29 protein-coding genes are annotated in these 24946 nt (G+C 37.9%); 26 read left to right on the top strand and 3 right to left on the bottom strand.

Annotated features, from left to right (window positions below):
• Window positions 1-54 precede the first annotated feature (54 nt).
• The 6 genes from gatC to MKY69_RS08585 all read left to right on the top strand — a co-directional run bounded on the left by gatC (window position 55) and on the right by MKY69_RS08585 (window position 5446).
• Window positions 55-357 carry an Asp-tRNA(Asn)/Glu-tRNA(Gln) amidotransferase subunit GatC gene (gatC, locus tag MKY69_RS08610; RefSeq protein ID WP_003102441.1) on the top strand — a complete coding sequence of 101 codons (303 nt, stop codon included), beginning with the start codon at window positions 55-57 and terminating at the stop codon, window positions 355-357.
• Entirely contained in the window at window positions 357-1823 is a 1467-nt protein-coding gene (gene gatA, locus MKY69_RS08605) for an Asp-tRNA(Asn)/Glu-tRNA(Gln) amidotransferase subunit GatA (RefSeq protein WP_013793649.1), read from the top strand. The genes gatC and gatA overlap by 1 nt, the downstream gene beginning before the upstream one ends.
• A complete protein-coding gene (gatB, locus tag MKY69_RS08600) occupies window positions 1823-3262 on the top strand; it encodes an Asp-tRNA(Asn)/Glu-tRNA(Gln) amidotransferase subunit GatB (protein WP_003107588.1) in 1440 nt (479 codons plus the stop codon). The genes gatA and gatB overlap by 1 nt, the downstream gene beginning before the upstream one ends.
• Before the next feature lie 180 nt (window positions 3263-3442).
• The gene (locus tag MKY69_RS08595; protein ID WP_076751620.1) at window positions 3443-4120 is read left to right on the top strand and encodes a phosphoribosylaminoimidazolesuccinocarboxamide synthase; all 678 of its coding nucleotides are present in this window, start codon (window positions 3443-3445) and stop codon (window positions 4118-4120) included.
• A 107-nt stretch (window positions 4121-4227) separates the two neighbouring features.
• Window positions 4228-5148, top strand: a complete 921-nt coding sequence (locus tag MKY69_RS08590; RefSeq protein ID WP_003108086.1) for a DMT family transporter — start codon at window positions 4228-4230, stop codon at window positions 5146-5148.
• A 61-nt stretch (window positions 5149-5209) separates the two neighbouring features.
• Window positions 5210-5446, top strand: a complete 237-nt coding sequence (locus MKY69_RS08585; protein ID WP_003105245.1) for a GlsB/YeaQ/YmgE family stress response membrane protein — start codon at window positions 5210-5212, stop codon at window positions 5444-5446.
• A gap of 183 nt (window positions 5447-5629) precedes the next feature.
• On the opposite strand, the gene MKY69_RS08580 is transcribed toward MKY69_RS08585, so the two are convergent.
• From MKY69_RS08580 to MKY69_RS08570, 3 genes are all read right to left on the bottom strand, one after another.
• Window positions 5630-5914 (bottom strand): hypothetical protein, encoded by a 285-nt coding sequence (locus tag MKY69_RS08580; RefSeq protein ID WP_003107585.1) that lies wholly within the window; start codon window positions 5912-5914, stop codon window positions 5630-5632.
• Window positions 5898-6077 carry a hypothetical protein gene (locus MKY69_RS08575; RefSeq protein ID WP_142379010.1) on the bottom strand — a complete coding sequence of 60 codons (180 nt, stop codon included), beginning with the start codon at window positions 6075-6077 and terminating at the stop codon, window positions 5898-5900. The genes MKY69_RS08580 and MKY69_RS08575 overlap by 17 nt, the downstream gene beginning before the upstream one ends.
• Before the next feature lie 108 nt (window positions 6078-6185).
• Entirely contained in the window at window positions 6186-6464 is a 279-nt protein-coding gene (locus tag MKY69_RS08570; protein ID WP_003107583.1) for a hypothetical protein, read from the bottom strand.
• 360 nt (window positions 6465-6824) lie between these two features.
• Between MKY69_RS08570 and MKY69_RS08565 the strand changes: the two genes are divergently transcribed.
• The 20 genes from MKY69_RS08565 to MKY69_RS08470 all read left to right on the top strand — a co-directional run bounded on the left by MKY69_RS08565 (window position 6825) and on the right by MKY69_RS08470 (window position 24944).
• On the top strand, window positions 6825-7091 hold the full coding sequence (locus MKY69_RS08565; RefSeq protein ID WP_003103097.1) for an ACT domain-containing protein: 267 nt from the start codon (window positions 6825-6827) through the stop codon (window positions 7089-7091).
• Window positions 7092-7101: 10 nt separating this feature from the next.
• Window positions 7102-8439, top strand: coding sequence for a PFL family protein (locus tag MKY69_RS08560; RefSeq protein ID WP_340791468.1), 1338 nt, complete (start codon window positions 7102-7104; stop codon window positions 8437-8439).
• A gap of 135 nt (window positions 8440-8574) precedes the next feature.
• Window positions 8575-9279: a histidine phosphatase family protein gene (locus tag MKY69_RS08555; protein WP_340791466.1), complete on the top strand. Its 705-nt coding sequence runs from the start codon at window positions 8575-8577 to the stop codon at window positions 9277-9279.
• Complete coding sequence (locus tag MKY69_RS08550; protein ID WP_340791464.1) at window positions 9269-10021, top strand: M15 family metallopeptidase; 753 nt, start codon at window positions 9269-9271, stop codon at window positions 10019-10021. The genes MKY69_RS08555 and MKY69_RS08550 overlap by 11 nt, the downstream gene beginning before the upstream one ends.
• Window positions 10018-10602: a glycoside hydrolase family 73 protein gene (locus tag MKY69_RS08545; protein WP_003107575.1), complete on the top strand. Its 585-nt coding sequence runs from the start codon at window positions 10018-10020 to the stop codon at window positions 10600-10602. The genes MKY69_RS08550 and MKY69_RS08545 overlap by 4 nt, the downstream gene beginning before the upstream one ends.
• Before the next feature lie 134 nt (window positions 10603-10736).
• Window positions 10737-11777 carry a heat-inducible transcriptional repressor HrcA gene (gene hrcA, locus MKY69_RS08540; RefSeq protein ID WP_003102500.1) on the top strand — a complete coding sequence of 347 codons (1041 nt, stop codon included), beginning with the start codon at window positions 10737-10739 and terminating at the stop codon, window positions 11775-11777.
• Window positions 11778-11807: 30 nt separating this feature from the next.
• Window positions 11808-12386 carry a nucleotide exchange factor GrpE gene (grpE, locus tag MKY69_RS08535; RefSeq protein WP_003105282.1) on the top strand — a complete coding sequence of 193 codons (579 nt, stop codon included), beginning with the start codon at window positions 11808-11810 and terminating at the stop codon, window positions 12384-12386.
• A gap of 192 nt (window positions 12387-12578) precedes the next feature.
• A complete protein-coding gene (gene dnaK / locus MKY69_RS08530) occupies window positions 12579-14417 on the top strand; it encodes a molecular chaperone DnaK (RefSeq protein WP_003107573.1) in 1839 nt (612 codons plus the stop codon).
• Between the two features lie 293 nt (window positions 14418-14710).
• Window positions 14711-15850, top strand: coding sequence for a molecular chaperone DnaJ (gene dnaJ / locus MKY69_RS08525; RefSeq protein ID WP_003105587.1), 1140 nt, complete (start codon window positions 14711-14713; stop codon window positions 15848-15850).
• A gap of 174 nt (window positions 15851-16024) precedes the next feature.
• Window positions 16025-16816 carry a trans-2-decenoyl-ACP isomerase gene (gene fabM, locus MKY69_RS08520; RefSeq protein ID WP_003107572.1) on the top strand — a complete coding sequence of 264 codons (792 nt, stop codon included), beginning with the start codon at window positions 16025-16027 and terminating at the stop codon, window positions 16814-16816.
• 75 nt (window positions 16817-16891) lie between these two features.
• Window positions 16892-17326 (top strand): fatty acid biosynthesis transcriptional regulator FabT, encoded by a 435-nt coding sequence (fabT, locus tag MKY69_RS08515; protein ID WP_003107571.1) that lies wholly within the window; start codon window positions 16892-16894, stop codon window positions 17324-17326.
• Window positions 17326-18300, top strand: coding sequence for a beta-ketoacyl-ACP synthase III (locus MKY69_RS08510; protein ID WP_003105070.1), 975 nt, complete (start codon window positions 17326-17328; stop codon window positions 18298-18300). Before fabT ends, MKY69_RS08510 begins: the two co-directional genes overlap by 1 nt.
• Window positions 18301-18361: 61 nt before the next feature.
• Window positions 18362-18586: an acyl carrier protein gene (locus MKY69_RS08505; protein WP_003102750.1), complete on the top strand. Its 225-nt coding sequence runs from the start codon at window positions 18362-18364 to the stop codon at window positions 18584-18586.
• A 157-nt stretch (window positions 18587-18743) separates the two neighbouring features.
• Window positions 18744-19712, top strand: coding sequence for an enoyl-[acyl-carrier-protein] reductase FabK (fabK, locus tag MKY69_RS08500; protein ID WP_340791455.1), 969 nt, complete (start codon window positions 18744-18746; stop codon window positions 19710-19712).
• Window positions 19713-19733: 21 nt separating this feature from the next.
• Window positions 19734-20654 (top strand): ACP S-malonyltransferase, encoded by a 921-nt coding sequence (gene fabD, locus MKY69_RS08495; protein WP_340791453.1) that lies wholly within the window; start codon window positions 19734-19736, stop codon window positions 20652-20654.
• A 12-nt stretch (window positions 20655-20666) separates the two neighbouring features.
• A complete protein-coding gene (fabG, locus tag MKY69_RS08490; protein WP_071519197.1) occupies window positions 20667-21401 on the top strand; it encodes a 3-oxoacyl-[acyl-carrier-protein] reductase in 735 nt (244 codons plus the stop codon).
• Window positions 21402-21417: 16 nt separating this feature from the next.
• Window positions 21418-22653 (top strand): beta-ketoacyl-ACP synthase II, encoded by a 1236-nt coding sequence (fabF, locus tag MKY69_RS08485; RefSeq protein WP_003103325.1) that lies wholly within the window; start codon window positions 21418-21420, stop codon window positions 22651-22653.
• Window positions 22653-23132 (top strand): acetyl-CoA carboxylase biotin carboxyl carrier protein, encoded by a 480-nt coding sequence (gene accB / locus MKY69_RS08480; RefSeq protein ID WP_003103660.1) that lies wholly within the window; start codon window positions 22653-22655, stop codon window positions 23130-23132. The genes fabF and accB overlap by 1 nt, the downstream gene beginning before the upstream one ends.
• Window positions 23129-23551: a 3-hydroxyacyl-ACP dehydratase FabZ gene (gene fabZ, locus MKY69_RS08475; protein WP_003104549.1), complete on the top strand. Its 423-nt coding sequence runs from the start codon at window positions 23129-23131 to the stop codon at window positions 23549-23551. Before accB ends, fabZ begins: the two co-directional genes overlap by 4 nt.
• A 28-nt stretch (window positions 23552-23579) precedes the next feature.
• Window positions 23580-24944: an acetyl-CoA carboxylase biotin carboxylase subunit gene (locus tag MKY69_RS08470; RefSeq protein WP_003105768.1), complete on the top strand. Its 1365-nt coding sequence runs from the start codon at window positions 23580-23582 to the stop codon at window positions 24942-24944.
• The last annotated feature ends 2 nt before the right edge of the window (window positions 24945-24946 follow it).

Raw genomic sequence — 24946 nt, 5'->3', positions numbered from 1 at the left:
TGAAATGTGTTATAATAACTTAGACTATGTCAATTTGAAACCTAAGGAGTAAACATGAAAATTTCTGAAGAAGAAGTTCGCCATGTAGCGACACTATCAAAATTATCATTTACTGACCAAGAAACAAGTGAATTTGCCACAACCTTGACAAAAATTGTTGAAATGGTTGAAATGTTAAATGAAGTTGATACAGAAGGTGTTGCCGTTACATCAACAATGGCAGACCGTAAAAATGTTATGCGTCAAGATGTTGCTGAAAAAGGAACTGACCTTGATTTGTTATTTAAAAATGTACCAGAAAAAGAAAATAATTTTATCAAAGTACCAGCAATCTTAGAAGATGGAGGAGATGCATAATGTCATATAATCACTTTACTGTTGACCAATTACATGAACTCCTCGTCACCAAAGAAATTACTGTTCGTCAATTAATTGAAGCTACTATTGCTGATATTAAAGAACGTGAGGAAGTAATTGGTTCTTTTATCACAATTGCTGAAGATCAAGCACTTGCTGCTGCTGATGCCATTGATGAAAAAGGGATTGATCCTGAAAATGTGATGGCAGGGATTCCTTTGGTTGTTAAAGACAACATCTCGACAAAAGATATCTTAACAACAGCTGGGTCAAAAATGCTTTATAATTATGAACCAATTTTTGATGCTACAGTTATTACTAATGCCAAAGCTAAAGATATGATAATCATTGGGAAAGCAAACATGGATGAATTTGCTATGGGAGGCTCAACCGAAACATCATATTTTAAGAAAACAAAAAATACTTGGGACCACACTAAAGTACCTGGTGGTTCATCAGGTGGTTCAGCCACTTCAGTTGCTTCCGGTCAAGCTCCTTTATCTTTAGGATCTGATACGGGTGGTTCAATCCGTCAACCTGCAGCCTTCAATGGGGTAGTTGGGATGAAACCAACCTACGGAACCATTTCACGCTTTGGCTTAATTGCTTTTGGTAGCTCATTAGACCAAATTGGCCCATTTTCGAAAACAGTTAAAGAAAATGCCCAATTAATGAATGTCTTAGCTAGTCCAGATGAAAAAGATTCAACTTCAGCACCAGTCAGAATTGCTGATTTTACTTCTAAAATTGGACAAGACATTAAAGGAATGAAGATTGCCCTTCCTAAAGAATATCTGGGTGAAGGTATTGACCCTGAAATCAAAGACAACGTTTTAGCAGCTGCTAAACAATTTGAAGAACTTGGTGCAACGGTTGAAGAAGTTAGTCTACCACATAGCAAATACGGCGTAGCTGTTTACTATATTATTGCCTCATCTGAAGCATCATCAAATCTTCAACGTTTCGATGGTATTCGTTATGGCTACCGTGCCGAAGATGCAAAAAGTCTAGATGACATCTATGTTAAAACACGTAGTCAAGGCTTTGGTGATGAAGTTAAGCGACGGATTATGCTTGGAACCTTTAGTTTGTCTTCAGGTTATTATGATGCCTATTTTAAAAAAGCAGGACGTGTCCGTACTTTGATTATTCAAGACTTTGAAAAAGTATTTGCTAACTATGATTTAATCATTGGCCCAGCTACACCAAGTCCAGCCTTTGGACTTGATACACTTAACCATGACCCAGTTTCAATGTATCTTGCTGACCTTTTAACTATTCCAGTTAACTTAGCCGGTATCCCAGGCATTTCAATCCCTTCAGGATTCGTTGATGGCTTACCAGTCGGTATTCAATTGATTGGACCTAAGTACAGCGAAGAAACTGTTTACCAAGCTGCGGCAGCATTTGAAGCTGCGACAGATTATCATACCAAACGACCAAGTATTTTCGGAGGTGACAAGTAATGAATTTTGAAACAATCATTGGTCTTGAAGTCCATGTTGAACTAAACACAAATTCAAAAATTTTCTCACCTTCATCTGCCCACTTTGGGAACGAAGCTAACGCAAACACCAATGTTATTGACTGGTCATTCCCAGGGGTTCTCCCAGTCATTAACAAGGGTGTCATTGAGGCGGGTATCAAAGCTGCGCTGGCACTAAATATGGATATCCACCAAGAAATGCATTTTGACCGCAAGAATTATTTCTACCCTGATAATCCCAAAGCCTACCAAATTTCTCAATTTGATGAGCCAATTGGTTACAATGGTTGGATCGAAGTGCAGTTGGAAGATGGCTCTAAGAAGAAAATTCGTATCGAACGTGCCCACTTAGAGGAAGATGCTGGTAAAAACACGCACGGAACTGATGGCTATAGTTATGTTGACTTAAACCGTCAGGGTGTCCCATTAATCGAAATCGTTTCTGAAGCTGATATGAGATCGCCTGAGGAAGCCTATGCCTACTTAACAGCTCTTAAAGAAATCATTCAGTATACTGGAATTTCGGATGTTAAGATGGAAGAAGGTTCAATGCGCGTGGATGCCAATATTTCTCTACGTCCTTATGGACAAGAAAAATTTGGTACCAAAACCGAATTGAAAAACCTAAACTCATTCTCAAATGTTCGAAAAGGTTTAGAACATGAAGTTGAGCGTCAGGCTAAGATTCTTCGTTCTGGTGGGATTATCCGTCAAGAGACACGTCGTTATGATGAAGCCAATAAGGGAACTATCTTAATGCGTGTCAAAGAAGGTGCAGCAGATTACCGCTACTTCCCAGAGCCTGACCTACCATTGTATGAAATTGACCAAGCTTGGATTGAGGAAATGCGTGGTCAATTACCACAATTCCCTGCTGAGCGTCGTGACAAATATGTCAGCCAACTTGGTTTATCAGATTATGATGCTAGTCAGTTAACAGCTACTAAAGATTTGTCAGATTTCTTTGAAGCAGCTGTTATTATTGGTGGTGATGCCAAGCAAGTTTCTAACTGGTTACAAGGTGAAGTGGCTCAATTCTTGAATGCTGAAGGTAAGACAATTAGCCAAATTGAATTAACACCAGAAAACTTAGTTGAAATGATTGCCATTATTGCTGATGGTACGATTTCATCGAAGATTGCTAAGAAAGTTTTTGTTCACTTAGCAAAAAATGGTGGTTCAGCTAGAGAATATGTTGAAAAAGCTGGTTTAGTACAAATTTCTGCCCCAGAAGTCTTGATTCCAATAATTCATCAAGTTTTTGCTGACAATGAAGCAGCAGTGGCTGACTTTAAATCAGGTAAACGTAATGCGGATAAAGCCTTTACTGGTTTCTTGATGAAAGCAACTAAAGGACAGGCTAACCCACAAGTAGCTCAACAGTTATTAGCTCAAGAATTACAAAAATTATTAGATTAATCAAAACGAGTATGAAACTCTCTAAGTAAGAGGACAAAGTCATTTGTCTTCTTTTTTTGTATTTTGTGATTGCGCTCCAGATAATGTTCGTTTATTACTGTATTTTAAATAATATATCTTGAAAAATATTGATTAAGTATTATAATAAAGGAACAATAACAAAAAGCTTCGGAGGAAGATATGGAAAAGATTTACACAGGAAAAACTAAAGATGTTTTTGAAATTGATGATAAAACCGTTCTTTTACATTTTAAAGATGATGTGACAGGTAAAGATGGTGTTTTTGATCCAGGTGAAAATCAAGTTGGTTTACAAATTGAAGGAGCAGGACGTTCTGCTATCTCAATGACACAATTCTTTTATCAAAAATTAAATGAGCTAGGACTAAACACACATTTCGTTTCAGCTGATTTAGCAAAAAATGAAGCTGTTGTTCGCAAAGCAAAGGTATTTGGAAAAGGTTTAGAAGTTATTGTACGTTATCGTGCTGTGGGCTCTTTCATCCGTCGTTACGGTGATTACATTGAATCAGGAACAGTAATTCCTCCATATGTCGAAGTTACATTGAAGGATGATAAACGTAATGATCCATTAATTACAGCTGATGCTTTAGATACTTTAAATATCTTATCGTTAGCTCAATATGATGAATTGAAACAATTGGCCTTGCAAATTGGTGAAGTTGTCAAAGCTGAATTAGCTAAAAAAGACTTGGAACTTTATGATATCAAATTTGAATTTGGTGAAATTGATGGTAAAGTAGCTCTCATTGATGAAATTTCAGGTGGCAATATGCGCGCCTATAAAGATGGTGAGTGTATTCTTCCATTAGATCTAGAAAAATTGCTTTTAGGTTAGTCAAAAAGAGAGTCCTTGATGGACTCTTTTTATATGTAAAAATAAGCTGAACTGACTAACCATTTCTGTGATACAATAGTTATGAAAATAGATAAAGAATGGTGGTTATGGTGATAAATAAAGGTTCTTTAATGGTCTTGTTTGCAGGAATTGCTTGGGGTCTATCAGGCGTATCAGGACAATATCTGATGTCACATGGAGTAGAGGTGAATTTACTAACATCTCTTCGTCTGATGATTTCAGGGACGGTGCTCTGTGTAATGGCCTTTATGACACAGAAAGAAAAAATGCTACGTGTGCTTGCTAGTCCAAATATCCTGCTTAACATTTTCATGTTTAGTATCCTTGGATTATTGATGAATCAGTATACCTATATGAATGCAATTAAGCATACCAATGCCGGAACAGCAACTGTTCTTCAATATTTGTCACCGGTTTTAATTATGTCAGTTGTTGCGATCAATGAAAAACGTATGCCAAGTGTAGCAGAAGGTCTTTCAATTATTTTTGCTATTCTGGGGACGGCCGTGATTGCCACTCATGGTCAGCTAGGCAGCTTAGCCATTACCCCGGAGGGATTAGTTTGGGGACTTATTTCAGCTATCACCGCCACTCTCTATGTTTTGATGCCGGCGCGCTTGATTGAAAAATGGGGAAGTCTGGTCGTGATTGGCCTAGCCATGATTTTTTCGGGGTCGCTTTTCACCGTCATCGTTCGGCCTTGGCGCTATCATATGTATCTGACAACTGGCAACAGCATTGCCCTCTTTGGCCTGATTGCAATTGGCACCATCTTTGCTTATACCTTTTTCTTGAAGGGAGCAAGTCTAGTAGGTCCCGTTAAAGGAACGCTTCTTGCCGCAGTTGAACCTGTTGCATCCGTGCTATTTGCAGTGGTTCTTCTTTCCGAGTTTTTCTATCCTATGGATTTGATTGGCATGTTTTTTATTATGATGGCTGTGCTTTTGATTTCATTACGGGATTTCATTTTGTTAAGACGGCAAAAACGGCTGCAAGACTTAAGCTGAGCCTTGCACTTTACTCAGTTTGAAACTATGTTATAATTAGGAAAAATAAAAGGAGTTTACTATGATTGGATCATTAATCGTTGGGGCTATCATCGGAATGATTGCAGGGAAAATTACAGATAAAGGTGGACAAATGGGATGCTTGGCTAATATCCTTGCTGGTTTAGCTGGTTCATATGTGGGTCAAAGATTACTTGGTAATTGGGGACCACATTTAGCTGGCATGGCAATCTTACCATCAATTGTTGGTGCCTGTATCGTTGTCGCACTCATCTCTGCCCTTTTAGGGAAAAAATAAAAACCGTTAATCAGTTTAACGGTTTTTTGCTTGATCCATTAGTTATGCCATAATTAATGTCAAGAATGTCATAAAAGAAAGAAAAATATAGAATGAAAAGACAAGCAGTCGTAGCACGCATGGTCAAATCAATCGGCAAAAGCCACCCCTTCAGGAGGGTGGAGGAGTAGGGGTTGGACTAAATCAAATAAAAATTCCAATCAAAATTGCTAAGCTGATGATAATAATCAATGAAATTGCAGTTTCGATGACAGCATTATTATTCCTTAAAAATGTAGTTTTTTCAGCAGTGAAACCCCACTTATATTGCTTTGGAATTGGAATGGCTAGGAGTAATATTACTATTAATATGCCATAACTAAAATAACTTGAAAATCCTTTGCTTAATAGGACATTTCCTAATAAAAAAAGTATGATTTGGACTATTTTGATTAGCCGAATACTTTTTATATCATTTATCTTTTTCATCTTTAGTCTTCCTTCTATCAATATCCTCTTGCGGGTACTTCCCCATAACAGTCCAAGACCAAGCAAAGACGCCAGTTAGAATAATAATCATGATAGCTGCCAAAGTAGAACCTCGCATTGTTTTGTTAAAGTGACTGATACTCTGATCATTCGTAATATTCAAGAGAATTAGTCAAAATGGGAAAAGATTTTACTTTTAATAAATAAGTATATAAAAAAAGACATTCGGATGAATGTCTTTTGTCTTGAATGTTAACTTGATGTAGGCCCTTTACATCGCCCCTAGCGGACCTGAGTTTTGAAGTGACGTAATAATGACTTGATTAAGCTTAAGATTGTATTCTGACATGATAAGTTCTCTTAATTCCTTATCATTGAGATGTGATAATACAGTATATACATTATTTCCCCTAGAATGAGAAATAATCTTGATGTTCTCCATGATAGTAAAATTATCTTTTAACTCAATAACTTGGTCTGTATTTTTAATATTTATAGAATAGTTGTATCCACGCATTTTAGTTGCTGGAATTTGTCCAATGATTGCCATGGTAGTACCACCTTTTTCTTAATATAAGAGGAATTATAGCACTTTTGTAACCGTTGTCAACTAAATAAATTCTTTTATAAATATATTTTCTATTAAAAAAAACACACCTAGAATCCTTATTAAATAAAGGATTCTAATGGTGTTGTTTTTTTAAGCAACATAAAATTGTCTTATCTTTTATTGGTTGCTATAATCATTATAGAGGAAGAGTGTGGTGATTTGGTGTCAATTGAGTGACAATTTTCATCTTTAATGTTGTAGTTGTCATCTGCTTGAAATGAATTAACGTATAAGAAGGAATTGGCTAGAATTGTACGGCTTTTTGTGGTAAAATTTAACAAATATTAGGAGGTGCTTCATATGAAAGCTATAATCACAGTTGTTGGTAAAGACAGTAAAGGAATTGTTGCAGGTGTTTCTGGTAAGATTGCTGAACTTGGTTTAAATATTGATGATATTTCGCAAACTGTCCTAGATGACTATTTTACAATGATGGCCTTGGTTTCAAGTCCAGATAAGCAAGACTTCACGGTCTTACGTCAAGTTTTTAAAGATTATGGTGATAGTTTACAAGTGAAGATTAACATCCAAAGTACAGCTATTTTTGACGCTATGCATAATTTATAAGGAGCCCTAAATGGATATCAAACAAGTTCGAGAAACTATCGACATGATTGAAGAGCAGCATTTTGATATTAGGACAATTACAATGGGGATTTCACTCCTTGATTGTATTGATCCTGATATTGACCGTGCAGCTGAAAAAATTTACAATAAAGTAGTGACTAAGGCAGCTAATTTAGTTGCTGTCGGGGATGCAATTGCTGCGGAATTAGGTATTCCAATTGTCAACAAACGCGTTTCTGTTACACCTATTGCCTTAATTGGAGCAGCAACTAATGCGACGGACTATTTGCCGCTTGCCAAGGCTTTAGATAAAGCCGCGCATGAAATTGGTGTTGACTTTATCGGTGGTTTCTCAGCTCTAGTTCAAAAGGGCTACCAAAAGGGTGATGAGATTTTAATTAATTCTATTCCTAAAGCACTCGCTGAGACCCAAAAAGTCTGTTCCTCAGTAAACATTGGTTCCACTAAATCTGGAATTAATATGACAGCGGTAGCTGATATGGGCCGTATCATTAAAGAAACTGCTCAACTTTCTGACTTAGGTGCAGCCAAACTGGTCGTCTTTGCTAATGCTGTTGAGGATAATCCTTTTATGGCGGGTGCTTTTCATGGTGTTGGTGAAGCAGATGTCGTGATTAATGTCGGTGTTTCGGGTCCTGGTGTGGTCAAGCGTGCCTTGGAAAAAGTGCGTGGTGAAAGCTTCGATGTGTTGGCAGAATCAGTTAAGAAGACAGCTTTCAAAATTACTCGGATTGGTCAATTGGTTGGTCAAATGGCCAGTGAGCGTCTAGGCGTTAAGTTTGGGATTGTTGATTTGTCTCTTGCTCCAACACCAGCTGTTGGTGACTCTGTGGCGCGCGTGCTCGAAGAGATGGGTCTTGAAATGGTTGGGACTCATGGGACGACTGCTGCGCTTGCCTTACTAAATGATGCCGTAAAAAAAGGTGGTGTAATGGCCTGCAACCAGGTCGGAGGTCTGTCAGGTGCCTTCATACCAGTCTCTGAGGATGAGGGGATGATTGCAGCTGTACAGAATGGATCTCTGAACCTGGAGAAATTAGAAGCCATGACGGCGATTTGTTCAGTAGGTTTAGATATGATTGCTATTCCTGAGGATACACCTTATCAAACGATTGCTGCCATGATTGCTGACGAAGCAGCCATTGGTGTTATTAATCAAAAAACAACAGCTGTTCGGATTATTCCTAAGGGTAAAGTTGGAGAAATGATTGAGTTTGGAGGTCTATTAGGAACAGCTCCTGTAATGTCCGTTAACGAGAACTCATCAGCAGACTTTATTGCCCGTGGCGGACAAATCCCGGCACCAATCCATAGTTTTAAAAATTAAATCGAAGACACTTGCTTTTGCAGGTGTTTTTTTTGATGATGCTTAAAAATTCAGTTAGCCTAATCAAATAACTTTGATTAATTGTCTGAAAGCCCTATTTAATGCTATAATATTAAAGAGAATCTGGAGGTTACTATGACAAAAACAAGATTATATATTGCTCGCCACGGGAAAACAATGTTTAATACAATTGGTCGTGCCCAAGGTTGGAGCGACACACCATTAACAAAAAAAGGTGAAGAAGGTATTAGAGAACTAGGATTGGGCTTAAAAGATGCGGCTATTCCTTTTCAAGCGGCTTTTTCAAGTGACTCTGGCAGAACTATGCAGACGATGGAGATTGTTTTACGTGAGTCAGAAAATGAGTTTCTACCTTATACTAGAGACAAACGTATCCGTGAGTGGTGCTTTGGTAGTTTAGATGGTGCCTATGACTCAGAATTGTTCCTTGGTGTTCTACCACGGACAAAAGCCTTTGAAGGCAAGGAAAATATGTCAGAAGTTCCTTATTCAGAATTAGCTCAAAGTATTGTCGAAGTGGATACAGCAAATTGGGCTGAACCATGGGAAGTATTGAGTAAACGGATTTATGAAGGTTTTGAAGCAATTGCTTTAGCCATTCAAAATGGTGGTGGTGGGAATGCCATTGTTGTTAGTCACGGAATGACCATTGGGACCTTCATGTGGTTGATTGATCCAAACCGACAAAAACAATTCATTGATAATGGTAGTATCACAGTAGTCGATTTTGAGGACGGCAAATTTACCATTAATACAGTCGGAGATATGTCCTACCGTCTGCGTGGTCGTCAAATGATAGAAGAATTAAATGAAAAATAAAAACTTAGTCCTATTAGCAGGAAAAATCCTTGTTGTTTTCTTGTTCTTAAGTGGTCTGTACCTCTTTATTAGAGAAGATAATCCTAATCAGACCATACGTCAGAACAAAGTTAATTTAACCAAAGATAAAAAGCATACAACAAGTAACAAGAAAATTACTGGGCTACCTAAGGTGTCGCCGAAAGACTGGGAACTAGTCCTAGTTAATAGGGACCATCCGACAGAGGAAATGAATCCGACAGTTGCTGATTTTAATGGCATTCAGTTAGACTCACGAATTGTTGAGGATGCGGCCGGATTTCTAGCAGCTGCGCAAGCCATTGACCCCGAAGAACATGTCATTTCAGGATACCGAAGTGTCGATACCCAAGCGCAACTTTATCAGTCTTACATCGATCAAGAGAAGGCGAATAACCCATACTTAACCGATGCTGAGGCTGAAAAGTTAGTACAAACCTATTCCCAACCAGCTGGGGCCAGTGAACATATGACTGGTTTAGCCATGGATATGGGGACTTCCAATTATCTGAATCAAAGTCATGCTGAGACAGTTAAACAAATTGTTGCTCTTGCTGCTGACTATGGCTTTGTTCTGCGTTTTCCTGAAGGGAAAGAGAACATCACAGGCGTTGGTTATGAGGATTGGCATTACCGTTATGTGGGAAAAGCATCTGCTAAGTACATGGCTAGGCATAAGCTGACGCTAGAAGAATACATTACCTTATTGAAGGAGAATCAATGAGATCACGTTTAAAATTAAATTCATTTTTAATCTTGCTCTTTTTCTTTATCTTTGCCATGATCATGCCTTTAATCATGAATGCTAAGACACCTAATTCCAGTCAATTAATCAAGGTGCCTTATTCAGAGAAGGTTTTTATTGATGATGTTGCTAAGGAAGTTAAACCCTATGCCAAAGCCTATGGAGTTCGTCCTTCAATTATCATTGGTCAAATTTTAATTGATAGCCAAGGTGGCCAAAGTATCTTATCAGCAAAATATCATAATCTCTTTTCAATGTTGGCAAAACCTGGTGATAATTACGTTATTTTAGAGACGACAAAACCTGTGTTAAATAATCCGACAACCACAAAATTAAAATTTGCAACTTATCCAAGTTGGAAAGAATCTATTGCGGATTACTTTGCGAGTTTAAGTCAGGGACAGGTTTGGGACCAGCAACTATATCGTGAATTAGCTACTTTTGAAGGTTATAAATTGCCTGCTCAGTCTTTGGAAAAATACATCTATTCTTATGATAACAATTATGCTGCAAAACTGATTAAAGTTATTGAAGAAAAAGATTTAACAAAATATGATTAAGGGGATTAGCACTCTAAAAAAAGAGTGCTAATCTTTTGTGTTTTTCTCTTGACAAGGTTCATTTTAAGAGTATAATAGAAATATAAGTTGGCAGTCTAGCTAGTAGAGTGCTAATGTAAAAAGGGGGATTGTTAATGATAACAGAACGTCAAAATGAAATTCTTAATCTAATTGTTGACCTCTTTACTCAAACACATGAACCTGTTGGGTCAAAAGCGCTCCAAGCCAGTATCGAATCAAGCAGTGCAACTATTAGGAACGAGATGGCTAAACTAGAAAAAATGGGATTACTTGAAAAAGCTCATACTTCTAGCGGACGCATGCCGAGTCCAGCTGGCTTTAAATTTTTTGTAGAGCATTCTTTGAGTCTTGATAGCATTGACGAACATGATGTTTATCAGATGGTTAAAGCTTTTGATTTCGAAGCTTTCAATTTAGAGGATATCTTAAAAAAAGCCAGTCAGGTTCTAGCAGAAATTACGGGTTACAGCGTAGCCATTCTTGATGTGGAACCGGCACGACAAAAATTGACGGGGTTTGACATCGTTCAATTGTCGACGCATGATGCTTTAGCTGTTTTAAACTTAGATGACTCCAAAGCACTAACTGTTCAGTTTGCAATTCCGAAAAATTTCTTGGCGCGTGATTTGCTCAAGTTAAAAGAAATTGTTGACGAACGGCTGACGGGTCGGGATTTGTTAGATGTGCATTATAAGCTAAGGACTGAAATCCCTCAAGTTCTACAGAAATATTTCATAATTACGGATAATGTTTCCGACTTATTTGATTATATTTTCAGTAGTCTTTTTCAGGAAACGATTTTTGTTTCTGGGAAGGTAAATGCTCTTGGATATGCGGGAATTGAAACCTATCAATTCTTAGATAGTGAACAAGCTCTAGCAATTTCAATCAGGCAGGGGATGGCAGAGAATGAAATGGCTACTGTTCAGGTAGCTGATAGTAGTGAACCTGCTTTAGCCGATTTAAGTTTACTTACTTACAAATTCTTAATTCCTTATAGAGGGTTTGGTTTACTCAGCTTGATTGGTCCAATTGACATGAATTATCGTCGGAATGTCAGCTTAATTAATGTTGTTGGACGGATATTAGCTATGAAATTGCGAGACTACTACCGTTATCTTAATAGTAACCACTATGAAGTTAATGAATTTTAATAGATACAGATATGAAAAGAGGTGCTTGAATTGTCAAAACATACAAATGATGACATCAAAAACGAAGAACTGAACGAAGAACTGAATGAGGATTTAAATCAAACAACTGAAGAAGTTGTTGACACTGATCAAACAGTTGAGGAAGTTCCTGAAGAGGAAAAAGCTCCTGAAAAAAGTGAGCTTGACTTAGCTAAGGAACGTGCTGAGGAATTTGAAAATAAATACCTTCGAGCTCATGCCGAAATGCAAAATATCCAACGTCGAGCTACTGAAGAACGCCAAACGATTCAACGTTATCGTTCGCAAGACCTTGCTAAAAAAATCTTGCCAAGTCTAGATAACTTAGAACGTGCACTGGCTGTTGAAGGCTTGACAGAAGATGTTAAAAAAGGTATAGAAATGGTTCAAGAAAGTCTACTTAATGCCCTTAAAGAAGAAGGCATTGAAGAAGTCCCTGTTGAAACATTTGACCACAACTTGCATATGGCTATTCAAACTATGCCATCCGATGATGACCATCCAGCTGATTCTATTGCTCAAGTTTTTCAAAAGGGTTATAAACTCCACGAACGCTTGTTAAGACCAGCAATGGTAGTAGTTTACAACTAGGATGCAAAGGGCGTTAGAAATCTGGAAGAAAATAGGAAATCTATAGAAAATCCTGATTTCCTATATGATTTATCCAATCTCACTAAGATTTCAGCCTGTGCTCAGCTAATTAATATAAAATCGAAATTATTATTTCGACCGCCAAGTCGTTAAACTAGACAAGTATTAGAAAAAAGTAAAGAGGTATAAATTATGTCTAAAATTATTGGTATTGACTTAGGTACAACTAACTCAGCTGTAGCAGTACTTGAAGGTACTGAATCAAAAATTATTGCAAACCCAGAAGGAAATCGTACAACACCCTCAGTAGTATCATTTAAAAATGGTGAAATCATCGTTGGTGATGCTGCAAAACGTCAAGCAGTGACAAATCCAGAAACAGTAATTTCTATTAAATCTAAAATGGGTACTTCTGAAAAAGTTTCTGCAAATGGTAAAGAATACACTCCACAAGAAATTTCAGCAATGATTCTTCAATACCTTAAAGGTTATGCTGAAGACTATCTTGGTGAAAAAGTAGAAAAAGCCGTTATCACTGTACCTGCTTACTTTAACGACGCACAACGTCAAGCTACCAAAGATGCTGGTAAAATTGCTGGTTTAGAAGTTGAACGTATTGTTAACGAACCTACAGCAGCAGCTTTAGCATATGGTATGGATAAAACTGATAAAGAAGAAAAAATCTTAGTATTTGACCTTGGTGGTGGTACTTTTGACGTATCAATTCTTGAATTAGGTGATGGTGTCTTTGATGTACTAGCTACTGCAGGTGATAACAAACTTGGTGGGGATGACTTTGACCAAAAAATTATTGATTTCTTAGTTGAAGAATTCAAAAAAGAAAACGGTATTGACCTTTCACAAGATAAAATGGCATTACAACGTTTGAAAGATGCTGCTGAAAAAGCTAAAAAAGATCTTTCAGGTGTTACTCAAACACAAATTAGCTTGCCATTTATTACTGCTGGTAGCGCTGGCCCGCTTCACTTAGAAATGAGTATGTCTCGTGCGAAATTCGATGATCTTACACGTGACTTAGTAGAACGTACTAAAACACCAGTTCGTCGTGCATTATCAGATGCTGGTCTTTCATTATCGGAAATTGATGAAGTTATCTTAGTTGGTGGTTCAACCCGTATCCCAGCTGTTGTTGATGCTGTTAAATCTGAAACTGGTAAAGAACCAAATAAATCAGTTAACCCTGATGAAGTTGTAGCGATGGGTGCTGCAATTCAAGGTGGTGTTATCACTGGTGATGTTAAAGATGTCGTACTCTTAGATGTAACTCCATTATCACTTGGTATTGAAACAATGGGTGGTGTATTTACTAAACTAATTGATCGTAACACAACCATTCCAACTTCTAAATCACAAGTCTTCTCAACAGCAGCAGATAACCAACCAGCTGTTGATATCCATGTACTTCAAGGTGAACGCCCAATGGCAGCAGATAACAAAACACTTGGTCGATTCCAATTGACTGATATTCCAGCTGCACCACGCGGAATCCCTCAAATTGAAGTAACTTTTGATATTGACAAAAATGGTATTGTTTCTGTTAAAGCAAAAGACCTAGGTACTCAAAAAGAACAACATATCGTTATTAAATCAAATGATGGTTTGAGTGAAGATGAAATCGATCGTATGATGAAAGATGCTGAAGCTAATGCTGAAGCAGATGCGAAACGCAAAGAAGAAGTTGACCTTAAAAACGAAGTTGACCAAGCTATTTTCGCAACTGAAAAAACAATTAAAGAAACCGAAGGCAAAGGATTCGACACAGAACGCGATGCTGCTCAATCAGCTCTTGATGAATTAAAAGCTGCTCAAGAATCAGGTAACCTTGAAGAAATGAAAGCTAAACTTGAAGCATTAAATGAAAAAGCTCAAGCATTAGCAGTTAAGATGTATGAACAAGCTGCAGCAGCCCAACAAGCAGCTCAAGGTGCTGAAGGCGCTGAAGGCGCTCAATCTACAGACCAAGCTTCAAATGGTGATGATGTTGTAGATGGTGAATTCACGGAAAAATAAAACAGTCCTGTGGACTGTTTTATCCCGCGAGCCTAGAAATAGGAAGCGAGGGGCAAAAACTAGTTCAATTCAACGAACGATAGTAGTATTCCAAAAAGGCGGGGCGCCTCGCCCCGTCTGTTTTGGCTACTATAGGTCAACTAAAAAGAAATCTTTCTATCATTATTGGATTTCTTGGCAACCATAATAAAAGGCTATCAAATGATTTGTGTGAAATTTGAAGTAGTCTATAACATAGAGAGGAAATTAACCTGCCTTAAGGACTTAGTCATCGAAGGGAGGAAACTAAATATATGAATAATACTGAATTTTATGAACGTCTTGGGGTATCAAAAGATGCTTCCTCGGATGAAATAAAAAAAGCTTATCGAAAAATGTCTAAAAAATATCATCCAGACATTAACAAAGAAGCCGGAGCTGAACAAAAATACAAAGATGTTCAAGAAGCTTATGAAACATTAAGTGATTCGCAAAAACGAGCTGCCTATGATCAATATGGTGCAGCTGGTGCGCAAGGCGGCTTTGGAGGACAAGGCGGTTTTGGTGGCGGTTTTGATGGGGCTGGCTTTGGTGGCTTTGAAGATATCTTTTCAAGTTTCTTCGGCGGCGGCGGTGGCATGCGTAATCCTAATGCGCCTCGTCAAGGTGATGACCTTCAATACCGTGTCAATCTAAGTTTCGAGGAAGCTGTTTTTGGTGCCGAAAAAGAGGTTACTTATAACCGTGAGTCAAGTTGTTCAACATGTAATGGTTCTGGAGCTAAACCAGGTACAAGTCCTGTAACCTGTGGACGCTGTCATGGTGCAGGTGTTATCAATGTGGACACACAGACACCACTTGGTATGATGCGTCGCCAAGTTACATGTGATGTCTGCCACGGAACAGGTAAAGAAATCAAAGAACCATGTCAAACTTGTCACGGAACAGGTCATGAAAAAGAAGTACATAAAGTTTCTGTCAAAATTCCTGCAGGAGTTGAAACTGGTCAACAAATCCGCCTTCAAGGACAAGGTGAAGCTGGAACAAATGGTGGGCCTTATGGCGATCTTTTTGTTATTTTAAATGTATTGCCAAGCAAACAGTTTGAACGAAATGGCTCTACAATCTATTACACAATGAACATCAGCTTTGTTCAGGCCGCTCTGGGAGCAAATGTTGATATCCCGACAGTGCACGGAGAGGTAGAAATGTCTATCCCAGCAGGAACACAAACAGGTAAAGTCTTTAGACTCAAAGGCAAGGGGGCTCCAAAACTTCGCGGAGCTGGCCAAGGTGATCAACATGTAACCATTAATGTTGTGACACCGACAAAATTAAATGATCAACAAAAAGAAGCATTGGAAGCCTTCGCCGCAGCAAGTGGTGAAAGTATTTCACGCCCTAAGAAAAAGGGTTTCTTTGATAAAATGAAAGATGTCATTGAGGATATTTAAAAAAGATAGAGTGCTAACTCTCTATCTTTTTTTGTATGGAATTAGCAAAGATTTCAAAATAATATTTATATTTTTCTTGCATGATTTCTTCAAGTAGTGTAAAATACATTTAAATAGTTTGATAATCAAATTATTTGAGTATAAAATAATTTGTGTATTAGAAAGTGAGAAGTCATGAATTATCAGCATATTCTTTTTGAAATTGATGAAGATACAGCCTACCTTACATTTAATCGAGTGGAGGTAGCCAATGGATTTAATATCCCCATGTGTCAAGAAATTTTAGATGCGCTAGCAATTGTCAAAAAAAAACAAGCAGTTCGTTTTCTTGTTATCCAAGCTGAGGGGAAAATTTTTTCAGTTGGTGGTGACTTGGTGCAAATGCAAGAAGCAGTCGAGCAGGATGATGTTAATTCTTTAGTGAAAATAGCTGAGCTTGTTCAAGATATCTCTTTTGAGATTAAGCAATTACCCAAGCCTGTTATCTTAGCTGCGGATGGGGCAGTAGCTGGTGCAGCATTCAATATTGCTTTAGCTGTTGATTTTTGTCTGGCAAGCACTAATACCAAATTTGTCCAAGCTTTTGTAAATGTTGCATTAGCTCCTGATGCTGGAGGCTTATACTTGTTAACTAGAGCTGTTGGCGTCAATAAAGCAACTCATTTGGTGATGACAGGTGAAAGCGTTACTGCTGAAAAAGCCTTTGATTATGGCTTTGTCTATAAAGCTGTAGAGCCTGAAAAACTAAATAGAGCATTGGAACAATTGCTAAAACGACTTAGAAGAGGATCTTCTAATTCTTATGCAGCAATGAAAGGGTTGATTTGGCAAAGTAATTTCTCAGATTGGGATGCTTATGCTAAACAAGAATTGCAAAGCCAAAAAGACCTAGCCTTTAAGGAAGATTTTAAAGAAGGTGTTATAGCCTATGCTGAAAGAAGAAGACCTAACTTTATGGGGCAATAAGTAACTCATCTTGCAAAATACTTTGGTGTTTGATATAATTTGACTATCAAAGCTTATTTGCTGGGAGGTGTAGAATTGGAATACAATAAAATCAATGATTACTTAGTCGACGTCTTTAATAGGATTTTAGTAATTGAAGAAATTAGTTTAAAGACTAGTCAATTTAACGATGTTTCACTAAAAGAAATGCATACCATTGAGATTATCGGAAAATATGACAATGTCACACCAAGTGACGTAGCTAGGGAACTAATGGTTACCTTAGGTACAGTCACAACTAGTTTAAATAAACTTGAAGCAAAAGGTTATATTAATCGGACAAGGTCAGTCAACGACCGTCGCGTCGTTTTTTTATCTCTGACAAAACGGGGAAGACTACTCAATAGATTGCATGCTAAATTTCATAAAAATATGGTCGGTCATGTGACTGAAGGTATGGATGAGGAAAGCATGGAAGCCCTATTGAAAGGTCTCAAAAACTTACATCAATTCTTGGAGGACTTGATTTAATGCCTTTTGCAAAAATCAGTCAAGTAGCACACTATGTTCCAGACCAAAAAATTGAAAATGATAAACTAAGTCAAATTCTTGATACAAGTCATGAGTGGATTCAATCACGGACAGGAATTGAATCACGTTTTATTAGCTTTAATGAGAATACAAGTGATCTAGCTAGTCAGGTCGCTCTTCAATTAATCGAAGGAGCTAAACTTAATTCAGATCAAATTGACTTTATTATTGTGGCAACGATTACGCCTGATTCGATGATGCCTTCTACGGCAGCCTTGGTTCAAGCGAAAATAAAAGCAAGTCATGCTTTTGCCTTTGACTTATCTGCTGCCTGCAGTGGTTTTGTATATGCTTTAGCGATGGGTGAGAAATTGATTGCTTCAGGACAGTACAAAAAGGGACTAGTTATCGGGGCAGAAGTTATATCAAAAACAATTGATTGGTCAGACCGAACGACTGCAGTACTATTTGGTGATGGTGCTGGAGGGGTCTTACTTGAAGAGAGTCAAGAAAAACATTTTTTGGCTGAATCACTACATACTGACGGGTCACGTGGTCAGAGTTTACAAGCTGATCAGAAGCCATTGGCTTCACCTTATTCTGAAACTAGCCAGTCAAATCCTTATTTGACTATGGATGGTCGCTCAATTTTTGACTTTGCCATTCGAGATGTCTCAAAAAGCGTCTCTGAATTGATTAATAGCTCTGCTATTTGCAAAAAAGAAATTGATTATGTTTTTTTCCATCAAGCCAATCGACGTATCTTAGATAAAATGGCTCAAAAGATCGCTTTACCTCGAGAAAAATTTCTTGAGAATATGATGACTTATGGAAATACCAGTGCAGCAAGTATCCCAATCTTGCTTTCAGAGTCAGTTAAAAATGGGAAAATTAAATTAGATGGTAGCCAAACAATCTTGCTTGCCGGTTTCGGTGGAGGTTTGACATGGGGAAGTCTAATTGTTAAAATCTAGTTATATCATGTGCCTAGCACATTTATAAAAAACATCTACATTACTTAAGGAGAAAATAAAAATGGCAGTATTTGAAAAAGTTCAAGAAATTATCGTTGAGGAACTTGGTAAAGAAGCAGAAGAAGTGAAAATGGAAACAACTTTTGACGAGTTGGATGCTGACTCACTTGATGTATTCCAAGTTATCTCTGAAATTGAAGATGCGTTCGACATCCAAATTGAAACTGAAGAAGGCATTAAAACAGTAGGTGATTTAGTTGCCTATGTTGAATCAAAAACTAAATAAGAAAAACAGATAAAAGTTCATCTAAAATTAGCTTACTAATAAGATTATCTTTGACTTGTGGGTGAGATTAGCCCCTTTATTGGACCTAACTCACTCTTTCTTTTTTTATAATAGTTTGATAATCAAACTATTTTCTTGAGTAAAGTAGGAAAAATTAATGAAAACACGTATTACTGAATTATTAAATATCAAATATCCAATCTTCCAAGGGGGTATGGCTTGGGTAGCAGATGGTGATTTAGCCGGGGCTGTTTCAAATGCTGGTGGTTTAGGTATTATTGGCGGGGGAAATGCACCCAAGGAAGTTGTCAAAGCTAATATTGATACAGTAAAGTCAATTACTTCAAATCCTTTTGGAGTTAATATTATGCTCCTTTCGCCTTTTGCAGACGACATTGTCGATCTCGTTATCGAAGAAGGTGTAAAAGTAGTTACTACTGGTGCGGGTAACCCTGGTCGTTATATGGAGCGCCTTCATGCAGCAGGAATTCAAGTTATTCCAGTTGTTCCAAGTGTTGCATTAGCAAAACGAATGGAAAAACTAGGTGTTGATGCTGTTATCACTGAAGGAATGGAAGCTGGTGGGCACATTGGAAAATTAACAACGATGACCTTAGTTCGTCAAGTTGTAGAAGCAATCTCAATTCCCGTTATTGCTGCTGGTGGAATTGGTGATGGAGCTGGCGCGGCCGCAGCCTTTATGCTGGGAGCTGAAGCGGTGCAAGTTGGAACAAGATTTGCCATCGCAACCGAATCAAATGCGCACCAAAATTTCAAAGATAAAATCCTCAAGGCCAAAGATATTGATACAGTTGTTTCTGCTCAAGTTGTTGGACATCCAGTTCGCTCAATCAAAAATAAACTAACTTCAGCTTATGCAAAAGCAGAAAAAGAATATCTTTCTGATTTAAAAACGGTTGAGGATATTGAAGAAATGGGTGCGGGATCATTACGTGATGCGGTTGTTGACGGTGATGTTGTTAATGGCTCTGTTATGGCTGGGCAAATAGCTGGTTTAATCAACAAAGAAGAGACATGTCAGGAAATTCTAGAAGATATTTTCTACACAGCTGCCGATGTTATCAATAAAGAAGCACAGCGCTGGGCTTCAGTGAGCAGAATCTAGACTGGAAAAAGAGGAAAAAAGATGACGAAACATGCATTTCTATTTGCAGGACAAGGTGCTCAAACAGTTGGCATGGCTAGAGATTTGTATGACACATATCCAATTGTTAAAGAAACGTTTGAGCAGGCCAATTCAGTTTTGGGTTATGATATTCGTTCTTTAATCGATCAAGATTCAGAAAAGCTCAATCAAACCAGATATACTCAACCAGCCATTTTAACGACTTCAGTAGCTATATACAGACTCCTAGTCGAAAAGGGGATTCATCCTGATTTAGTTGCTGGTTTGTCACTTGGCGAATATTCTGCACTGGTAGCTACTGATGCACTTTCTTTTGAAGATGCTCTGCAATTGGTCCAAAAAAGAGGACAATTAATGGAAGAAGCTGCTCCTGCCGGAACTGGTAAAATGGTTGCTATTTTGAACACGGATGCATCTATAATCGAGACTGCCTGTGAGCAGGCGTCTTCTTTAGGAGTCGTGGCTCCTGCTAATTACAATACACCAAATCAAATTGTGATTGGTGGTCAAGTTGAGGCAGTTGAACGAGCTTTGGCATTGCTGAAAGAAGAAGGGGTTAAACGAATGATTCCTTTGAATGTATCTGGTCCATTCCACACGGCACTGCTAGAGTCAGCAAGTCAAGAGTTGGCAAAAGTTCTTGAAAAACAAGATTTCAAAGAGATAATGGTTCCACTTGTAGGTAATACAGAAGCAAGTGTTATGAAATCAAGTCGAATTAAGGAGTTGTTAACTAGACAGGTAATGGAACCAGTTAGATTCTATGACAGTATTGAGACCATTCGTTCAATGGGAATTAACCATTTTGTTGAAATTGGTCCAGGAAAAGTACTTACTGGATTTGTTAAAAAAATTGACAAAAATTTATCATGTATAAGTATCGACTCGGTTGAGAGTCTTAAACAGTATCTTAATCAATAGAAAGGTAAATTAATGGATTTAAAAGAGAAAAATGTTTTTATTACAGGTTCAACACGAGGCATTGGTCTAGCAATTGCCCATCAATTTGCAAAAGCAGGTGCTAATGTTGTCATTAATGGTCGCTCAAAAATTTCGGAGGATTTATTAAGTCAGTTTAAAGATTATTCTGGACAAGCATTGGCGATTTCTGGTGATGTGTCAGATTACAATGACGCAAAACGGATGGTTGAAGAAGCTAGTCAATCATTAGGGACAATTGATGTCTTGATTAACAATGCTGGAATCACCAATGATAAACTTCTTTTAAAAATGACAGAAGAGGATTTTGAACAAGTCCTAAAAATCAATTTAACTGGTGTCTTTAATATGACCCAGGCTGTTTTGAAACCCATGACTAAAGCTCGACAAGGTGCAATTATTAACCTTTCAAGCGTTGTTGGTCTAACAGGTAATGTTGGCCAAGCTAACTATGCTGCTTCAAAAGCTGGTTTAATTGGTTTTACAAAGTCAGTTGCGCGTGAAGTTGCTGGTCGTAAAGTAACTGTTAATGCAATTGCACCAGGCTTTATTGAATCAGACATGACCGGTGCACTACCAGAAAAAATGCAAACATCGATTTTAAGTCAAATTCCAATGAAACGCATTGGTCAGCCAGAAGAAGTAGCACAGTTAGCTCTCTTTTTAGCCAGTCAAGAATATATTACAGGACAAGTTATCGCCATTGATGGTGGCGTAACCATGCAATAAGTATAGGGGAATGAGAATGAACGGAACTAGAGTTGTAATTACAGGTTATGGTGTAACATCACCAATTGGAAATACACCAGCAGAATTTTGGACTAACTTGAAAGAAGGAAATATTGGGATTGGACCAATTACCAAATTTGACAGCAGTGACTATCAAGTGAAAAATGCGGCCCAAATAGATGATTTTCCTTTTGATAAATATTTTATCAGAAAAGATTTGAATCGTTTTGACATGTATTCATTGTATGCCCTTTATGCCTCATTAGAAGCTGTTGAAAATGCTAAATTAGATTTAGATAGTTTAGATCCAGATCGCTTTGGTGTTATAGTAGCGACAGGTATTGGGGGGATTAAAGAAATTGAAGATCAAGTTATTCGACTTCATGAAAAAGGACCACGACGCTTGAAACCAATGACATTACCAAAAGCCTTACCAAACATGGCTGCTGGAAATGTGGCAATGCGTTTGAAAGCACAAGGAATCTGTAAATCAATTAATACAGCATGTGCTTCTTCAAACGATGCCATTGGTGATGCTTTCCATACAATTAAGTTTGGTTTACAAGATATCATGGTTGTCGGTGGTGCAGAAGCAGCAATCACACCATTTGCTATCGCTGGCTTCCAGGCTTTGACGGCTTTATCTACTACAGAAGATCCAAAACGCAGTTCAATTCCATTTGATAAAGATCGTAATGGATTTATTATGGGTGAAGGATCTGGGATGCTTGTGCTTGAAAGTTTAGAGCATGCCCAAAAACGTGGAGCAACTATTTTAGCTGAAGTAGTCGGTTACGGGAATACTTGTGATGCCTATCATATGACTTCTCCTCATCCAGAAGGTCTCGGTGCGCGTAAGGCAATTATACTAGCCTTAAATGAAGCTGGTATTGAAGCTAATCAAGTAGATTATGTAAATGCTCATGGAACTTCTACACCAGCCAACGAAAAAGGTGAAAGTAGTGCCATTGTTGCAACTTTAGGAAAACAAGTTCCGGTTTCTTCAACTAAATCATTTACAGGTCACTTACTTGGTGCTGCTGGTGCAGTAGAGGCTATTGCAACTTTAGAAGCTATGCAACATTCTTACATCCCAATGACTGCTGGAACTCAAGAATTATCTGAAGATATTGAAGCAAATGTCATTATGGGACAAGGACAAGAAGCAGAAATTAAGTATGCTATTTCAAATACTTTTGGATTTGGCGGACACAATGCTGTTTTAGCCTTCAAAAAGTGGGAGAATAATTAATGGAAATCAAAGATATTAAAGATTTGATGGCACAATTTGATGATTCAAGTCTTAAAGAATTTACATACCAAACCAAAGAAGAAGCTATTTCATTTAGTAAAAATGAAGTTAAAATAGAAAATCAAAAAAGAGAATTTGAGGTACCACAAAGTCCATCAAAACAACTTAGTGAAAAGTCGGAGACTGAATTGACATTTGATAGCTCAAGAAGCAATCTTTCAGAGGAAGAATCAACAAGTGCAGAAGGTCAGGTAGTGAATAGTCCTTTAGTGGGTGTTGCCTATTTATCTTCAGCACCTGAGAAAGACAATTTTGTTACAGTTGGTGACCAGGTTAAAAAAGGACAAACACTCTTAATCATCGAAGCCATGAAAGTGATGAATGAAGTTCCAGCCCCATGTGATGGAATAGTAACTGAAATTCTTGTTAACAATGAGGACTTAGTCGAATTTGGGAAAGGATTAGTGAGAATTAAATGATCGATATTAAAGCTATTCAAGAAGCTTTGCCCCATCGTTACCCAATGCTTCTAGTTGACCGTGTATTGGAAGTGTCAGATGATCAGATTATAGCTTTGAAAAATGTTACAATCAATGAACCTTTTTTTGAAGGGCATTTCCCGGGCTATCCAGTAATGCCTGGTGTTCTTATCATGGAAGCCTTAGCACAAACAGCAGGTGTCCTAGAATTATCAAAAGAAGAAAACAAAGGGAAACTAGTTTTCTACGCAGGTATGGATAAAGTTAAATTTAAAAAACAAGTTGTTCCAGGTGATCAATTAATCATGACTGCGACATTTGTTAAACGCCGTGGCACTATTGCAGTTGTCGAGGCAAAAGCAGAAGTTGATGGGAAATTAGCCGCAAGTGGCACCTTAACCTTTGCAATTGGAAACTAAAAAATAGAAAGTCTCTCTGGGGGAAGTTATGTTTAAAAAAATCTTAATTGCTAATCGCGGTGAAATCGCTGTGCGTATTATCCGAGCGGCTAGAGAACTTGGAATTTCCACAGTAGCTGTCTACTCTGAGGCAGATAAGGATGCCCTTCATACGGTTTTGGCGGATGAAGCCATTTGTATCGGACCGGCCAAATCAACTGAATCTTATTTAAACATGAGTGCTGTGCTGTCTGCAGCGATAATTACTGGAGCACAAGCCATACATCCTGGTTTTGGTTTTTTGAGTGAAAATTCAAAATTTGCAACAATGTGTGAAGAAATGCAAATTAAGTTTATTGGACCTTCTGCATCCATTATGGATAAAATGGGTGATAAAATTAATGCGCGTGCTGAAATGATTAAGGCAAGTGTACCTGTCATTCCTGGTTCAGATGGCCAAATTCACACAGTTGAAGAAGCAAGAAAGTTAGCAGCCTCAATTGGATTTCCACTGATGCTTAAAGCATCAGCTGGTGGCGGTGGTAAAGGCATTCGTAAGGTTGAACAAGAAGTTGACTTAGTTGCTGCCTTCAATTCTGCATCCCAAGAAGCAATCAGTGCTTTTGGTAATGGTGCTATGTATATGGAAAAAGTTATCTACCCAGCAAGACACATTGAAGTACAAATTTTAGGTGATGCTTTTGGTCATGTTATTCATTTGGGTGAACGTGATTGCTCATTGCAAAGAAATAATCAAAAGGTGCTTGAAGAAAGTCCGTCAATTGCTATTGGGAGAAGCTTAAGACAGGAAATGGGTGATGCGGCGGTGCGTGCTGCCAAAGCTGTTGGTTATGAAAATGCGGGAACCATTGAATTCTTACTGGACGAAGCTAGTGGACAGTTTTACTTTATGGAAATGAATACTCGAATACAAGTGGAACACCCAGTGACTGAATTTGTGACTGGTGTTGATTTGGTAAAAGAACAAATCAAAATTGCTGCGGGCATCCCATTGGAGCTAAAACAAGAAGATATTCAGTTTCGTGGGCATGCTATTGAGTGTCGGATTAATGCTGAAAATCCAGACTTTAATTTTGCACCAAGTCCTGGGCGGATTAGTGATTTATATTTGCCAAGTGGTGGGGTTGGACTAAGGGTTGATTCAGCTGTTTATCCGGGTTACACCATCCCGCCTTACTATGATAGTATGATTGCTAAGGTTATTGTTCATGGTGAGAATCGTTTTGACGCCTTGATGAAAATGCAAAGAGCTCTCTATGAGATGGAGATTGAAGGTGTTTCGACCAATATTAATTTCCAATTGGATCTTATTGCTGATAAACAAGTTATTGCTGGAGATTATGACACGTCATTTTTGATGGAAACATTTTTACCAAACTATAATAAAGAATAGGA

Source organism: Streptococcus sp. FSL R7-0212 (assembly GCF_038007985.1).
In the GTDB taxonomy this organism is placed as follows: Bacteria; Bacillota; Bacilli; order Lactobacillales; family Streptococcaceae; genus Streptococcus; species Streptococcus parauberis.
This window is presented reverse-complemented; position numbering and strand designations above follow the sequence as displayed.